Annotated in this window: 14 protein-coding genes; all 14 read left to right on the top strand. The window is 65.3% G+C overall.

The features are described from left to right. The first annotated feature begins 39 nt into the window (after positions 1-39). Positions 40-735: a PRC-barrel domain-containing protein gene (locus tag DDT93_RS20340; protein WP_109467726.1), complete on the top strand. Its 696-nt coding sequence runs from the start codon at positions 40-42 to the stop codon at positions 733-735. A 157-nt stretch (positions 736-892) separates the two neighbouring features. Beyond that, a complete protein-coding gene (mdh, locus tag DDT93_RS20335; RefSeq protein WP_109467725.1) occupies positions 893-1,855 on the top strand; it encodes a malate dehydrogenase in 963 nt (320 codons plus the stop codon). A 120-nt stretch (positions 1,856-1,975) separates the two neighbouring features. Beyond that, positions 1,976-2,548: a hypothetical protein gene (locus tag DDT93_RS20330; RefSeq protein WP_109467724.1), complete on the top strand. Its 573-nt coding sequence runs from the start codon at positions 1,976-1,978 to the stop codon at positions 2,546-2,548. Positions 2,549-2,749: 201 nt separating this feature from the next. Beyond that, positions 2,750-3,943 carry an ADP-forming succinate--CoA ligase subunit beta gene (sucC, locus tag DDT93_RS20325; protein ID WP_109467723.1) on the top strand — a complete coding sequence of 398 codons (1,194 nt, stop codon included), beginning with the start codon at positions 2,750-2,752 and terminating at the stop codon, positions 3,941-3,943. A gap of 238 nt (positions 3,944-4,181) precedes the next feature. Next, the gene (locus DDT93_RS20320) at positions 4,182-4,517 is read left to right on the top strand and encodes a hypothetical protein (protein WP_109467722.1); all 336 of its coding nucleotides are present in this window, start codon (positions 4,182-4,184) and stop codon (positions 4,515-4,517) included. Between the two features lie 341 nt (positions 4,518-4,858). Beyond that, the gene (locus tag DDT93_RS20315; RefSeq protein ID WP_109467721.1) at positions 4,859-5,566 is read left to right on the top strand and encodes a hypothetical protein; all 708 of its coding nucleotides are present in this window, start codon (positions 4,859-4,861) and stop codon (positions 5,564-5,566) included. Positions 5,567-5,581: 15 nt separating this feature from the next. Next, positions 5,582-6,466: a succinate--CoA ligase subunit alpha gene (gene sucD, locus DDT93_RS20310; protein WP_109467720.1), complete on the top strand. Its 885-nt coding sequence runs from the start codon at positions 5,582-5,584 to the stop codon at positions 6,464-6,466. Positions 6,467-6,597: 131 nt separating this feature from the next. After that, on the top strand, positions 6,598-9,561 hold the full coding sequence (locus tag DDT93_RS20305) for a 2-oxoglutarate dehydrogenase E1 component (protein WP_109467719.1): 2,964 nt from the start codon (positions 6,598-6,600) through the stop codon (positions 9,559-9,561). A gap of 3 nt (positions 9,562-9,564) precedes the next feature. Next, positions 9,565-11,109 carry a 2-oxoglutarate dehydrogenase complex dihydrolipoyllysine-residue succinyltransferase gene (gene odhB / locus DDT93_RS20300; RefSeq protein ID WP_109467718.1) on the top strand — a complete coding sequence of 515 codons (1,545 nt, stop codon included), beginning with the start codon at positions 9,565-9,567 and terminating at the stop codon, positions 11,107-11,109. Positions 11,110-11,196: 87 nt separating this feature from the next. Continuing rightward, on the top strand, positions 11,197-11,586 hold the full coding sequence (locus DDT93_RS20295; protein ID WP_109467717.1) for an MAPEG family protein: 390 nt from the start codon (positions 11,197-11,199) through the stop codon (positions 11,584-11,586). A 12-nt stretch (positions 11,587-11,598) separates the two neighbouring features. Beyond that, positions 11,599-12,012 (top strand): MAPEG family protein, encoded by a 414-nt coding sequence (locus tag DDT93_RS20290; RefSeq protein WP_109467716.1) that lies wholly within the window; start codon positions 11,599-11,601, stop codon positions 12,010-12,012. A gap of 8 nt (positions 12,013-12,020) precedes the next feature. Then, the gene (locus DDT93_RS20285; RefSeq protein ID WP_109467715.1) at positions 12,021-12,407 is read left to right on the top strand and encodes a hypothetical protein; all 387 of its coding nucleotides are present in this window, start codon (positions 12,021-12,023) and stop codon (positions 12,405-12,407) included. A gap of 67 nt (positions 12,408-12,474) precedes the next feature. Next, complete coding sequence (gene lpdA / locus DDT93_RS20280; protein ID WP_109467714.1) at positions 12,475-13,863, top strand: dihydrolipoyl dehydrogenase; 1,389 nt, start codon at positions 12,475-12,477, stop codon at positions 13,861-13,863. A 128-nt stretch (positions 13,864-13,991) separates the two neighbouring features. Then, positions 13,992-14,846, top strand: a complete 855-nt coding sequence (locus DDT93_RS20275) for an arylamine N-acetyltransferase family protein (protein ID WP_109467713.1) — start codon at positions 13,992-13,994, stop codon at positions 14,844-14,846. The last annotated feature ends 1 nt before the right edge of the window (position 14,847 follow it).

Here is a 14,847-nt window from a genome sequence, read left to right as displayed (position 1 = left end):
TTTGGTCACACCAGCAATGGACAAGAGAGGAGAATTCAAATGAAACGCCTTCTTACTTCGACCGCCATGATCTTTGCCCTTGGTACGGCTGCCGTTGCGCAGACTGCAACCGACACCGAGACCGATGGTCAGGTCAAGAAATACTCGGAAGAACAAGCCGCTACGCCTTCGGCTGACACCGGCGCCGCCGCCGAGGTCGAAAGCGATACCGACGTGGCTGCCGACCCGAGTGCTGCTGCCACCGACAGCGAAACCGATATGTCCGCTGAGTCGGATGCCGGTGCCGCGACCGATGAGAACAGCTCGATGAGCGCCGACAGCGGCACTGCCCCGGCCACCGACGGTTCGATGACCGACTCGGCCGCCGACGGCTCGCTCGCCACCGCTCCGGTCGCCACCGACGATGCCGCCCCGGCCAACATGCGTGAGGGTTATGCCCCGATCGAACAGGCCGCAGCCGGCGAACTGACCACCGACCAGCTGGAAGGTGTCACCGTCTACGACTCCGAGGACAACAATGTCGGCGAGATCGGCAGCCTGGTGATCTCGGACAGCGGTGAGATCAAGGACGTTGTGATCGAAGTCGGCGGTTTCCTCGGGATCGGCGAAAAGCCGGTGGCCATCCCCTTCGAGGAAGTTGAGTTCCTGAAGTCGATCGAAGGTGACGACATCCGCGTCTTCGTGAAGGCCAACGAGGAATCGCTGAAAGCGATGCCGGAATACGAAGCCGGATAAGCCAAACGCCTATGAATGAGGCACCGGGCCGCCCTCCAGAGGGCGGCCCTTTCCTTTGGAATCAAGGTCTAAGCCCGACATTTGCGAGCAAACTTGCGCCTATCGGCGCGATTGGGTAGCACGGGGCCAACCTCAAACCACTTTTGGAGATCATCCAATGGCAAGACCCAAAATCGCCCTGATCGGTGCGGGGCAGATCGGTGGCACGCTCGCCCATCTCGCCGCAATCAAGGAACTTGGCGACGTCGTTCTGTTCGACATCGCCGAGGGCATTCCGGAGGGCAAGGCGCTCGACATCGCAGAATCCGGCCCGTCCGAAGGCTTCGATGCGACGCTGAAGGGCACCCAATCCTACGCGGATATCGCTGGCGCCGACGTCTGCATCGTCACCGCCGGTGTGCCGCGCAAGCCGGGTATGAGCCGTGACGACCTGCTGGGCATCAACCTCAAGGTCATGAAATCCGTCGGTGAAGGCATCCGCGACCACGCTCCGGATGCCTTTGTCATCTGCATCACCAACCCGCTCGACGCGATGGTCTGGGCCCTGCGCGAATTCTCGGGCCTGCCGCACGCGAAAGTCTGCGGCATGGCAGGCGTGCTCGACTCCGCACGCTTCCGTCACTTCCTGGCCACCGAGTTCGGCGTGTCCATGAAAGACGTCACCGCCTTCGTGCTGGGCGGCCACGGCGACACCATGGTGCCGCTCGCCCGTTACTCGACCGTTGCCGGTATCCCGCTCCCCGACCTGGTGTCGATGGGCTGGACCACCCAGGAAAAGCTGGACGGCATCATCCAGCGCACCCGTGACGGCGGCGCCGAGATCGTTGGCCTGCTGAAGACCGGCTCGGCCTTCTACGCGCCCGCCACCTCGGCCATCGAAATGGCCGAAGCCTACCTGAAGGACCAGAAGCGCGTCCTGCCCTGCGCGGCCTATGTTGACGGCGCCCTGGGCCTGAAAGGGATGTACGTCGGCGTGCCGACCGTGATCGGCGCCGGTGGCATCGAGAAGGTCATCGACATCAAGATGACCAAGGACGAGCAGGCGATGTTCGACAACTCGGTCAACGCCGTGAAGGGCCTGGTCGAGGCCTGCAAGGGCATCGACAGCTCGCTGGCCTGAGACCAGTCGCAGCAACACCAGATTGGGCCCGCGTTTCGCGGGCCCTTTTCATTTTGAGAAATGCCATTAAGAATTGATTTGGAAATACCCCTGAAACCGAGATAATTCCCAATTCCCCTTATGCAATTTCCTCGAATTCCGCTTTTCGCCACCCTTGCCGGTGCGCTTCTTCTCTCCTCCACCTTCGTCGCGCAGGCCGACAGCGATCTCAGTGGAGAGATGGCGAAGGCGATCAAGCGGCAGGAAGGCTCGGTTTTTGGCTACGTCACGCGGCCCTACTCGTCGGGCACCGAGGCGGCCAAGCAGCTTGCCGCGCTGTGCATCACCCACCGCAAGAGCGTGATGGGCCTGACCTCGGCCCTGCGGGCGCAGGGGTACGAGAAGGGCGGCAGGATCGAAGGCCGCAGCCTGCGGGCGTGGATTCACACCGAAAAGCCACCGGTTTTCCTCGAAACCGGCGGTGGGGCGGTGCAGGGCTGCTACCTCGTTCTGGACAAGCCCGCGCCTGCCTTTGGCTCGATCGGCAGCGCGCTCAAGCAGCTGACCGGCGGCATGACGCAGGAGATCCCGGACAAGATGCTGAACGGCTCCAAGGGGGAACGCGGCTGGGTGGTGCAGCCGGGCTACGACTACATGATCCTCCTGTCGAACGTCGACGAGCGCTCGATCCTGGTGATGACTCGCGCCGAATAGGGCTGCTCCGCCACGTTCACGGGACCTGCATGAGCGAATTCCAGCCCGCGCCGGGGGCTTTGTGATCACACATTTTCGAGCTGTGATCACAAATGTCGCTTTTTTGTCAAAAACCCATGCTCTCCTGCAAAATAACGTTTAACTCCATATCAAGTCCGGGCGTATAGCCCGGGTTGAATCGCAGCAGACGGGATAGAGTCCATGAACATCCACGAATACCAGGCCAAGGCCCTTCTTCGCAGCTATGGCGCGCCGGTCTCCGACGGCAAGGTCGTCCTCCGCGCAGAAGATGCGAAAACCGCAGCAGGCGAACTCGACGGACCGCTCTGGGTCGTCAAGGCGCAGATCCACGCGGGCGGCCGCGGCAAGGGTTCGTTCAAAGAAGCCGAAGCCGGTGAAAAAGGCGGTGTCCGCCTGGCCAAATCGGTGGAAGAAGCCGCCGAGGAAGCCAAGAAGATGCTTGGCAAGACCCTGGTCACCCACCAGACCGGCCCGGCCGGCAAGCAGGTGAACCGCATCTACATCGAAGACGGTTCGGACATCGAGCGCGAACTCTATCTCGCCCTGCTGGTCGACCGTGGCTCCAGCCGCGTCTCCTTCGTCTGCTCGACCGAGGGCGGCATGGACATCGAAGAGGTCGCCGCCTCCACCCCCGAGAAGATCCTGAGCTTCTCCGTCGACCCGGCAGCTGGCTACCAGCCCTACCACGGCCGTCGCATCGCGTTTGCTCTCGGCCTTGAAGGCGCGGCGGTCAAGCAGTGCGTGCAGCTGATGGGCATCCTCTACAAGGCCTTCATCGAGAAGGACATGGAGATGCTGGAAATCAACCCGCTGATCCTGATGAAGGACGGCAAGCTCAAGGTGCTCGACGCCAAGCTGGGTTTTGACGGCAACGCCATGTACCGCCAGCCCGAAGTGGCCGAGCTGCGCGACGAGACCGAAGAGGATCCGAAGGAACTCCAGGCCTCCAAGTACGACCTGAACTACATCGCGCTGGATGGCGAGATCGGCTGCATGGTGAACGGCGCGGGCCTGGCCATGGCGACGATGGACATCATCAAGCTCTACGGCGCCGAGCCCGCCAACTTCCTCGACGTGGGCGGTGGCGCCACCAAGGAGAAGGTGACCGAGGCGTTCAAGATCATCACCTCGGACCCGAACGTGAAGGGTATCCTTGTGAACATCTTCGGCGGCATCATGCGCTGTGACGTCATCGCCGAGGGCGTGATCGCCGCGGTGAAGGAAGTCGGCCTGAAGGTTCCGCTGGTGGTGCGTCTCGAAGGCACCAACGTCGACCTCGGCAAGAAGATCATCAACGAGTCCGGTCTGGACGTGATCGCTGCCGACGACCTCAAGGACGGCGCCCAGAAGATCGTGAAAGCGGTCAAGGGCTGAACTGACGGACCGGGTCACCGCCATGACATGCGTTGCCTCACATTGCCTGCATGACCTTCCCGGCGCGAAATGCGTGTCCGGGAACGACGGCGGCGGCGGCGCGGATCAGGCGGTGACCCGGATCCCCTTCGGTGGTTCAAAATGAGCCTTTCCATGTTGCATACCCCCCGCCCCCTGCGGGCTGCGACGGAACCAGCGGCGCTTGCCGCGTGTTCCTTCGGCAGCGGAGGTATGCGACATGAACATGAAGACGAAACTGCCGGCCGAGATCTTTCCGGCATCGGTGACCCGGAACCGCGACAGGCTGGCGCCCTTGGCGCTGGGTCTTGGATTGGTGGCCGCCGGTGCTCTCATCTGGAAGCGGCCGCCGTCGCTTCTGAACCTTCCCGACCCCGTACCGCTGGACAAGGACGCGCCGTCGAGCCGTCTGAGCCGTGCGGCGCGCGGTACTCGGGACAAGCTGCGGCTGGTCGCGCCCGACAATATCGGGGCTTCGCTCGGGCGGTCCTTGGTGATCGCCGGGGGCGCACTGGTGCTGACCCGCATTCTGGACGAGCTCGCCAGCCGCGACTGATCGCGGCGCTTGCCGGCGGTCTGCTGCTCGCCGTCCTTGGCGGCGGCGGCGCCAGCGCCCAGTCCGCCGGGACGCAATGGTTCGCGGCGGCGCTCGATCAGTGCCTGAACTCGGCTGACGGTCTGCGCACCGATGGCCGCGCCGCCGATCTGGCCCATGCCATCGGCAGCTCGGTCGGCAACGGCTGGCGTCCTTCCGAGATCGGGGAAAACCTGTGGCGCCTGGAGCGCGCGGACGGCCCGGCGCCGCTTTCGCTGGAAATCAAGCTCGTCGGCAACGACGGTTCGGGCCACTGCATCGCCTTCGGCCCGGAGCTGTCGCAGGCCGACGCGGATGCGGCGGTGGACCAGTTCGCCCGCGGCAACCGCTTTACCAGCATCGCGCCAGCACAGCCCGGACAGGGCGTGTCGCGCCGCTACGTGGCGAGCGGCCTGCCCTTCACCGCCGAGGTGCTGAGCTATTCCATCCCCGGCACCGGGACGGTCGCGGGTCTGGTCTTTGCCGGTGTCGATCCCGCCAGCGTGAGCCGGATGCAGACCGCCTCGGCCGAGTTGCCGGCAGCGGCGCAGTCCGGCGGACAGGATGCCGTGGCCGCCGGTGCGGAACAGGCGTTGCGCCTTTGCATCACGCCCGGTGTGCAGCCCGAGGCACGGGCCAGCATGTTCCTATCGGCAGGCTTCCAGCAGGCCGGGCTCGAGGCCTATGACAACGGCGACACCACCCATTACTTCACCGCCGCGGGCGGCGCCGTGACGGTTCAGCTCTACTATGGCAACATGCCCGAGGAATGCGTCGTGGCCACCTCCCGTCTGGGCGTGACCGAGGCCTCGCAGGTGCTCGACCGGGTGGTACCCCAGATTTATCCCGGCTTCGTCCGGCTGGCGGAGCAGGGCCCGGTTGACCCCTCGACGGGTCGCGCAGCCCTCTGCGCCCGGTACGAAGACCCCACCAATCCGATCGGGATGGTGATCGGCGTTGCGCCCGATGGCGCCGCCAACAGTTGCATCGGGAACGGCACCAGCCGTTTCTATCAATCCTATCGCGTCTAAGAAAAAGGGACCAGCATGGCCGTACTTATCGACGAAAACACCAAGGTGATCTGCCAGGGCCTGACCGGCTCGCAGGGCACGTTCCACACCGAGCAGGCCATTGCCTACGGCACCAAGATGGTCGGCGGCGTGACCCCCGGCAAGGGCGGGATCGAGCACCTGGGCCTGCCCGTCTTCAACTCGGTCCACGAGGCCAAGCACGTCACCGAGGCGAATGCCACCGTGATCTACGTGCCGCCGCCGTTCGCGGCCGACTCGATCCTCGAGGCGATCGACGCCGAGATGGAACTGATCGTCTGCATCACCGAGGGTATCCCGGTTCTGGACATGATGAAGGTCAAGCGCGCCCTCATCGATTCCAAGTCGACGCTGATCGGGCCGAACTGCCCCGGCGTGATCACCCCGGACGCCTGCAAGATCGGCATCATGCCCGGCCACATCCACAAGCGCGGCAAAGTCGGCGTCGTGTCCCGTTCGGGCACGCTGACCTATGAGGCGGTCAAGCAGACCACCGACGTGGGCCTTGGCCAGTCGACCTGCGTCGGCATCGGCGGCGACCCGATCAAGGGCACCGAGCACCTCGACGTGCTGGAGTGGTTCCTGGCGGATGACGAGACCGAGGCGATCATCATGATCGGTGAAATCGGCGGTTCCGCCGAGGAAGAAGCCGCTCAGTTCCTCGCCGACGAGAGGAAGAAGGGCCGCTGGAAGCCGACCGCGGGCTTCATCGCCGGCCGTACCGCTCCTCCGGGACGCCGCATGGGCCACGCTGGCGCCATCGTCGCTGGCGGCAAGGGCGGTGCCGAAGACAAGATCGAAGCCATGAAGGCCGCAGGCATCGTGGTGGCGGACAGCCCCGCGACCCTGGGCGAGGCCGTTCTGGAAGCGATCGGTAAGTAAAGACCCCTGCGCGCGTGGCCCGACCGTGGGCCGCGCGCGCAGGCTGCCACCTGCCAGCCGGCAAGCCCTTGCGCTTGAAAGACTAATAATCAGATCCCCTTCACGGTCCTAAAACCCCAAGAGGCAGCCAGATGACCGACCAATCGAACAACGACCAGTTTCACGCCTCGAGCTTCATGCAGGGCGCGAACGCGGCCTACCTCGAACAGCTCTACGCCCAATTCGCGGGCGATCCCAATGCCGTGGACGCCGCGTGGGCCGAGTTCTTCCGCGCCCTCGGCGATGCCGAACTGGATGTGAAGGCGGAAGCCAAGGGTCCGAGCTGGGCCCGTCCGGACTGGCCGCCGATGCCGAACGACGACCTGACCGGCGCTCTGACGGGGGAATGGGCACCGGCACCCGAAGAGGCGAAAGCCGCTGGCAAGAAGATCGCCGCCAAGGCCGCCGAAGTCGGCGCCAAGGTCTCTGACGAAGAGATCAAGCGGGCGGTGCTGGATTCGATCCGCGCGCTGATGATCATCCGCGCCTACCGCATCCGCGGTCACCTGGTCGCCGACCTGGACCCGCTGGGCATGCGCAACCAGACTCCGCACCCGGAGCTGGACCCCAAGACTTATGGTTTCGCCGATTCCGACATGGACCGGCCGATCTTCATCGACAACGTGCTCGGCCTCCAGGTGGCCTCGATGCGCCAGATCATGGAGATCGTGAAGCGGACCTACTGCGGCACCTTCGCGCTGCAGTACATGCACATCTCGAACCCCGAGGAAGCCGGCTGGCTGAAGGAACGGATCGAAGGGTTCGACAAGGAGATCCGCTTTACCCGCGAGGGCCGCAAGGCGATCCTGAACAAGATGGTCGAGGCCGAGGGCTTCGAGAAGTTCCTGCACGTCAAGTACATGGGGACCAAGCGCTTTGGCCTCGACGGCGGCGAGAGCCTGATCCCCGCGATGGAGCAGATCATCAAGCGCGGCGGCAACCTCGGCGTCAAGGAGATCGTCATCGGGATGCCCCACCGCGGCCGCCTCTCGGTGCTGGCCAACGTGATGCAGAAGCCCTACCGCGCGATCTTCAACGAATTCCAGGGCGGCAGCTTCAAGCCCGAGGACGTGGACGGTTCGGGTGACGTGAAATACCACCTCGGTGCCTCGTCGGACCGCGAGTTCGACGGCAACACCGTGCACCTGTCGCTTACCGCGAACCCCTCGCACCTCGAGGCGGTGAACCCGGTCGTTCTGGGCAAGGCCCGCGCCAAGCAGGACCAGCTTCACGACCCCGACCGCACCGCCGTGCTGCCCGTGCTGCTGCACGGCGACGCGGCCTTCGCAGGCCAGGGCGTGGTGGCCGAGGGCTTCGGCCTGTCCGGCCTGCGCGGTCACCGCACCGGCGGCACCATGCATATCGTGGTGAACAACCAGATCGGCTTTACCACCGCGCCGCACTTCTCGCGGTCGAGCCCCTACCCGACCGACATCGCCCTGATGGTCGAAGCGCCGATCTTCCACGTCAACGGGGATGACCCGGAGGCCGTGGTACATGCCGCCAAGGTCGCGACCGAGTTCCGCCAGAAGTTCCACAAGGACGTCGTCATCGACATCTTCTGCTACCGCCGGTTCGGTCACAACGAGGGCGACGAGCCCATGTTCACCAACCCGGTCATGTACAAGAAGATCAAGACCCACAAGACCACCCTCTCGCTCTACACCGAGCGACTGGTGAAGGACGGGCTGATCCCCGAGGGCGAGATCGAGGACATGAAGGCCGCGTTCCAGTCGATGCTGAACGACGAGTTCGAGGCCGGCAAGGACTACAAGCCGAACAAGGCCGACTGGCTGGACGGGCGCTGGTCGCACCTCGACCGCAACAACGAAGACTACGTGCGCGGCACCACCGAGATCACTCCGGAAACGCTGCAGGAAGTGGGCAAGGCGCTGGTCACCGCACCGGACGGCTTCCCGCTGCACAAGACGGTCTCGCGCCTGCTCGACGCCAAGAAGGAAATGTTCGACACCGGCAAGGGCTTTGACTGGGCCACCGGCGAGGCACTGGCCTTCGGCTCGCTGCTGACCGAGGGCTACCCGGTCCGCCTGGCCGGGCAGGACTCCACCCGCGGCACCTTCTCGCAGCGCCATTCGGCCTTCATCGACCAGGAGACGGAAGAGCGGTACTACCCGCTGAACAACATCCGTCAGGGCCAGTCGAACTACGAAGTGATCGACTCGATGCTGTCGGAATACGCGGTGCTGGGCTTTGAATACGGCTACTCGCTGGCCGAGCCCAACGCGCTGGTCATGTGGGAAGCCCAGTTCGGCGACTTCGCCAACGGCGCGCAGATCATGTTCGACCAGTTCATCAGCTCGGGTGAATCCAAGTGGCTGCGGATGTCGGGCCTCGTCTGCCTGCTGCCGCACGGCTTCGAGGGTCAGGGTCCGGAGCACTCCTCGGCCCGCCTCGAGCGCTTCCTGCAGATGTGCGGGCAGGACAACTGGATCGTCGCGAACTGCACGACTCCGGCGAACTACTTCCACATCCTGCGCCGCCAGATTCACCGCAGCTTCCGCAAGCCGCTGATCCTGATGACCCCCAAGTCGCTGCTGCGCCACAAGCTGGCCATCTCGACCGCCGAGGACTTCACCACCGGGTCGAGCTTCCACCGGGTGCTGTGGGACGATGCGGAAAAGGGCAACTCGGACACCAAGCTGGTCGCCGACAAGAAGATCAAGCGCGTCGTCATGTGCTCGGGCAAGGTCTACTACGACCTGCTGGAAGAGCGCGATGCCCGCGGGATCGACGATGTCTACCTGCTGCGGATCGAGCAGTTCTATCCCTTCCCGGCGATCTCGCTGGTCAAGGAGCTGGAGCGCTTCAAGGGAGCCGAGATGGTCTGGTGCCAGGAAGAGCCCAAGAACCAGGGCGCCTGGACCTTTATCGAGCCCAATATCGAATGGGTGCTGAACCGTATCGGGGCCAAGCACCAGCGCCCCGTCTACGTGGGCCGCGCCACCTCTGCCTCGCCCGCCACGGGTCTGGCCAGCCAACACAAAGCCCAACAAGCTGCGCTCGTGAACGAAGCGCTGACCATCGAAGGAAAGTAAGCCATGACGACCGAAGTCCGCGTCCCGACGCTCGGCGAATCCGTGACCGAGGCCACCGTTGCCACCTGGTTCAAGAAGCCCGGCGATACCGTCGCCGTCGATGAAATGCTCTGCGAGCTGGAAACCGACAAGGTGACCGTCGAAGTGCCGAGCCCCGTTGCCGGGGTTCTGGCCGACATCGTCGCCGCCGAAGGGGATACCGTCGGGGTCGACGCCCTGCTCGCCAGCATCGCCGAAGCCGGCGAGGCAGGCTCTGCCACCATCGAGGAACGCCCCTCGCAGAAGAAGGCCGAGGGCCCGAGCGCCGCACCCGCCAAGGGTGGTGCCAGCGTCGACGTCATGGTGCCGACGCTGGGTGAATCGGTGACCGAGGCGACCGTCTCGACATGGTTCAAGAAGGTCGGCGACACCGTCGCGCAGGACGAGATGCTGTGCGAGTTGGAAACCGACAAGGTTTCGGTCGAGGTTCCGGCCCCCGCCGCTGGCGTGCTGACCGAGATCCTGAAGAACGAGGGCGAAACCGTCGAAGCCGGCGGCAAGCTCGCGGTCCTGAGCTCGGGCGCTGGCGCCGCTGCCGCACCGAAGCTGCAGGAAGAGGGTGCCCACGGCGAAGCCTATGCCACCCCGACCCCCGGCGCATCGAACCGCAGCGACGTCGAGGACGCCCCTGCCGCCAAGAAGGCGATGGCCGAGGCAGGTCTCTCGGCCGATCAGGTCACCGGCTCGGGCCGTGACGGTCGCATCATGAAGGAAGACGTTGCCAAGGCCCTGGCCGCCGGCACCGCGGCCGCCGCCGCCGCTCCGGCCCCGGCTGCCGCACCGCGCGCCCCGGTTCCGGCCGACGACGCCGCCCGCGAAGAGCGGGTCAAGATGACCCGCCTGCGCCAGACCATCGCACGCCGCCTGAAGGACGCCCAGAACACCGCCGCGATCCTGACCACCTACAACGAGGTGGACATGACCGAGGTGATGGCTCTGCGGAACACCTACAAGGATGCCTTCGAGAAGAAGCACGGCGTCCGCATGGGCTTCATGTCGTTCTTCACCAAGGCCTGCTGCCACGCGCTGAAGGAAGTGCCGGAAGTCAACGCCGAGATCGACGGCACCGACATCGTCTACAAGAACTTCGTCCACATGGGCGTTGCCGCAGGGACCCCGCAGGGCCTCGTGGTGCCGGTCATCCGCGACGCGGACCAGATGTCGTTTGCCGAGATCGAGAAGGCCATCGCCGAGAAGGGCAAGCGCGCCCGTGACGGCAAGCTGTCCATGGCGGAAATGCAGGGCGGTACCTTCACCATCTCCAACGGTGGCGTCTACGGCTCGCTGATGTCCTCGCCGATCCTGAACCCCCCGCAGTCGGGCATCCTCGGCATGCACAAAATCCAGGATCGTCCGATGGTCATCAACGGCGAGATCAAGATCCGCCCGATGATGTACCTCGCGCTGTCCTACGATCACCGCATCGTCGACGGCAAGGGCGCCGTGACCTTCCTCGTCCGCGTCAAGGAAGCGCTCGAGGATCCGCGCCGCCTGCTGATGGATTTGTGATCCGGGGGCGGGACCAGTCCCGCCCTTGCAAACGCCTGGTTACGGGCGGGCCCTGCCCGCCCGGATCGTCACAAGAGGCTTCGCCGCATGACCCCCGAACTCGTCGCCCTCGCCATCGTCGCCCTGGAACACGTGGTTCTGGTCGGCTGGTCGCAATCCCTGCTGAACCGTGACGTGGGCGGCAAGGCCAATGCCTCGCCCCGGGACGTTCCGCTGGATATGTCGGTGATGACAGGCCGTCTGCGCCGCGCTCTTGCCAACCATACCGAGAATTTTCCCTTCTTCATCGGCGCCGTGGTCTGCGTGGTGCTCTCCGGCAGCGCCAGCGGCTTTACCGCCGCCTGCGCCCTGCTCTACGCCGCGGCGCGCGCGCTCTACATCCCGGCCTATGCCTATGGCTGGGCGCCCTGGCGGTCGGTGATCTACATGGTCGGCCTTGTCGCCACCATCGCCATGTATATCGCAGCGCTGGTCTGAGGAGGCCGCAACATGCCCGCCGAAGTCACGGTTCTCGCCCTCGCCGCCCTGCTGCAGGTCCTTCAGATCGTGCTGATGGCGGTTCCGGCCAATGCCGAACTTGGCCCGCGCACCACGATGGGGCCGCGTGATCCGCAGGACCACGCGCACGACAATCCCTACATGATGATGTCGCGCCGCACGGGCCGCCTGCACCGCGCGATGAACAACCATTTCGAGGGACTGATCCTCTTTACCATCGCCGTCGTGGTGGTGACGCTGGGCAATGCCGCCTCCCCGCTGACCGCTGGCTGCGCCTGGCTCTACCTGGCCGCCCGTGTCCTCTATGTGCCTGCCTACGCTTTTGGCTGGTCCCCCTGGCGTTCGATCTTCTGGACGATCGGACTCGCTGCTACATGTGTCATGATAGTGCTGGCCTTGCTGTAGGACGCAAAATGGACCTGTTGTTCGCGAATACGATCATGTTGCCGGTGACCACGTGGCTGGGCTGGACCGCCGCCACCAGTGTCCCGCTGATGGAAGGCTACTTGCCGCCCGTCGAAGGCACCGCATGGCCGGTCGCCGTGGCCGTGGTGTCCGTCGCCTTTCTTGCAACCGGCGTGAGCGACCTGATCCGGTCCTCGCATGTCTCTGCCGTCCCGTCGGCCCTGATGGCGGTGCTGGTGGGAGCGCTGGCGCTGCGCCTGCTGTTCCTGCCCTTCCTCGCCCCCCCGCCGCCCCGGATGATGTCAGGCACCGTCGAGCTGCTGCTCGGGTTCACGGCGCTCTATACCATCCACACGCTCTTCCTCTGGCGCCGGTCCCGGCGCCGGGCCCGCTGAACCCAGATTACGAACCCAGCCCGCCGGCCGATGAGGCCGGGGGCACAGACAGACCCAGGAGACCAATATGGCCCAATACGACGTTATCATCATCGGAGCCGGCCCTGGCGGCTACGTGTCCGCGATCCGCTGCGCCCAGCTCGGGCTCAAGACGGCCTGCGTCGAGGGGCGCGCCACCCTCGGCGGCACCTGCCTGAACGTCGGCTGCATCCCGTCCAAGGCGTTGCTGCATGCCTCGCACATGCTGCACGAGGCCGAGCACAACTTTGCCACCATGGGCCTGAAGGGCAAGGCGCCCAGCGTCGACTGGAAACAGATGCTGGCCTACAAGGACGACACCATCGGCCAGAACACCGGCGGCATCGAGTTCCTGTTCAAGAAGAACAAGATCGACTGGATCAAGGGCTACGCCTCGATCCCCGAGGCCGGCAAGGTCAAGGTCGGTGACGAAATCCACGAGGCCAAGAACATCGTGATCGCCTCGGGCTCGGTGCCCTCGTCGCTCCCCGGTGTCGAAGTCGACGAAAAGGTCGTGGTGACCTCGACCGGCGCGCTGGAGCTGCCGAAGGTCCCGAAGAAGATGGTCGTGATCGGCGCGGGCGTCATCGGGCTCGAGCTTGGTTCGGTCTATTCGCGCCTTGGCGCCGAGGTGACCGTGATCGAGTTCCTCGACGTGATCACCCCCGGCATGGACCCCGAGGTGCAGCGCACGCTGCAGCGGATCCTCAAGAAGCAGGGCATGGAGTTCATCATGGGCGCCGCCGTGCAGAAGACCGAGGTCGCCAAGTCCAAGGCCAAGGTCACCTACAAGCTGCGCAAGGATGACAGCGAGCACGAGATCGAGGCGGATGCCGTGCTCGTCGCCACCGGCCGCAAGCCCTACACCGAGGGTCTGGGCCTTGACGCGCTCGGCATCCAGATGAGCCCGCGCGGCCAGATCGAGGTGGGCAAGGACTGGCAGACCAACGTCAAGGGCATCTACGCCATCGGCGACTGCATCGCCGGCCCGATGCTGGCCCACAAGGCCGAGGACGAGGGCATGGCCGTGGCCGAACAGATCGCGGGCAAGCATGGCCACGTGAACTACGGCGTGATCCCTGGCGTGATCTACACCACCCCCGAGGTCGCCAGCGTCGGCGAGACCGAGGAGACGCTGAAGAAGGCGGGCCGCGCCTACAAGGCCGGCAAGTTCTCGTTCATGGGCAACGCGCGCGCCAAGGCCGTGTTCCAGGCCGAGGGCTTCGTCAAGATCCTCGTCGACAAGGAAACCGACCGCATTCTCGGCGCCCACATCATCGGGCCGGGCGCGGGCGACCTGATCCACGAGATTTGCGTGGCGATGGAATTCGGCGCCTCCGCCGAGGACGTGGCGCTGACCTGCCACGCCCACCCGACCTACTCCGAAGCCGTGCGCGAAGCCGCGCTGGCCTGCGGCGACGGTCCGATCCACAGCTGATCCCGCCAGCGGCGCGATCCACGGCCCGTCAGCCCTGCTGGCGGGCCGTTTGCGTTCCGCTCCCCTTGTGGCGGGCGGCGAATGACGCCACTCTCGGGCCGAAGCGACGACCCCGACCGGAGCCCGCAATGCCAGCCTTCGACCTTACGACCTACCTCGAACGACTCGGGATGGAGCGGCCTGCCGTGCCCGATGCAGAGGCGTTGCGGCAGCTGCAGCGGGCGCAGCTGCGCGCCCTGCCCTTCGAGAGCTTCGATCCCTACCTCGGCTCGGCCCCGGACCTCGACCTCGACGTGATCGTCGAGAAGATCCTGCACCGGCGGCGGGGCGGCTACTGCTTCGAGCTGAACGCGCTGTTCGGCGCGGCGCTCTCGGCGCTCGGGTTCCAGACCCGCCGGGCCCTCGGTCGCGTGCGCAAGGGGCTGCCCGAGGGCGGACCGCGCACCCACCTGCTGATGACCGTCACCATCGGCGAGGAGCGCTTTATCGCGGACGCCGGGTTTGGCGGCCCGGGCGCGCTGGAGCCGCTGAAGCTGGTGCTCGACGTCGAGCAGGACATGACCAACGGGCGTTACCGGCTGATCCGGGACGCGCGCACCGACGAGACGGTGATCGAGCGCTGGACCAACGGCCAGTGGGGGTCGCTCTACGGCTTCGACTCTGCCTTTGTGGTCGACGCCGATGTCGCGGGTGCGAACCACATTTGCGCCACGTGGAGCCGGATGCCTTTCCCGAACCACCTGATGCTGGCCGGGTTCGACGGGAATACGCGGATCGGCGTGTTCGGGCGCAACGTGACCCGCGAGACGGCGGAGGGCGATACGCGCACGGTGGTGACGAGCGAGGCCGAGTTCGCATCGCTGGTGCGCGACGAGCTCAGGATCGGGGTGGATGATCGGATGATTGCCGCCGCATGGGCCCGCATCGAACAGGACACCCCGCTGCCTGCAGAGGCCCGAGGGATTGCAGAAAAGACCCTGTGAC

The organism is Albibacillus kandeliae (assembly GCF_003116585.1).
Lineage (GTDB): Bacteria > Pseudomonadota > Alphaproteobacteria > Rhodobacterales > Rhodobacteraceae > Albibacillus > Albibacillus kandeliae.
This window is presented reverse-complemented; position numbering and strand designations above follow the sequence as displayed.

Bases quoted from the DNA above. Each gene is read 5' to 3' on its own strand.
- DDT93_RS20320 (WP_109467722.1), top strand. From the start codon at position 4,182: ATGAACATGAAGACGAAACTGCCGGCCGAGATCTTTCCGGCATCGGTG.
- DDT93_RS20295 (WP_109467717.1), top strand. From the start codon at position 11,197: ATGACCCCCGAACTCGTCGCCCTCGCCATCGTCGCCCTGGAACACGTG.
- DDT93_RS20340 (WP_109467726.1), top strand. From the start codon at position 40: ATGAAACGCCTTCTTACTTCGACCGCCATGATCTTTGCCCTTGGTACG.
- DDT93_RS20330 (WP_109467724.1), top strand. From the start codon at position 1,976: ATGCAATTTCCTCGAATTCCGCTTTTCGCCACCCTTGCCGGTGCGCTT.
- DDT93_RS20290 (WP_109467716.1), top strand. From the start codon at position 11,599: ATGCCCGCCGAAGTCACGGTTCTCGCCCTCGCCGCCCTGCTGCAGGTC.
- sucD (WP_109467720.1), top strand. From the start codon at position 5,582: ATGGCCGTACTTATCGACGAAAACACCAAGGTGATCTGCCAGGGCCTG.
- DDT93_RS20305 (WP_109467719.1), top strand. From the start codon at position 6,598: ATGACCGACCAATCGAACAACGACCAGTTTCACGCCTCGAGCTTCATG.
- odhB (WP_109467718.1), top strand. From the start codon at position 9,565: ATGACGACCGAAGTCCGCGTCCCGACGCTCGGCGAATCCGTGACCGAG.
- DDT93_RS20285 (WP_109467715.1), top strand. From the start codon at position 12,021: ATGGACCTGTTGTTCGCGAATACGATCATGTTGCCGGTGACCACGTGG.
- DDT93_RS20275 (WP_109467713.1), top strand. From the start codon at position 13,992: ATGCCAGCCTTCGACCTTACGACCTACCTCGAACGACTCGGGATGGAG.
- sucC (WP_109467723.1), top strand. From the start codon at position 2,750: ATGAACATCCACGAATACCAGGCCAAGGCCCTTCTTCGCAGCTATGGC.
- lpdA (WP_109467714.1), top strand. From the start codon at position 12,475: ATGGCCCAATACGACGTTATCATCATCGGAGCCGGCCCTGGCGGCTAC.
- mdh (WP_109467725.1), top strand. From the start codon at position 893: ATGGCAAGACCCAAAATCGCCCTGATCGGTGCGGGGCAGATCGGTGGC.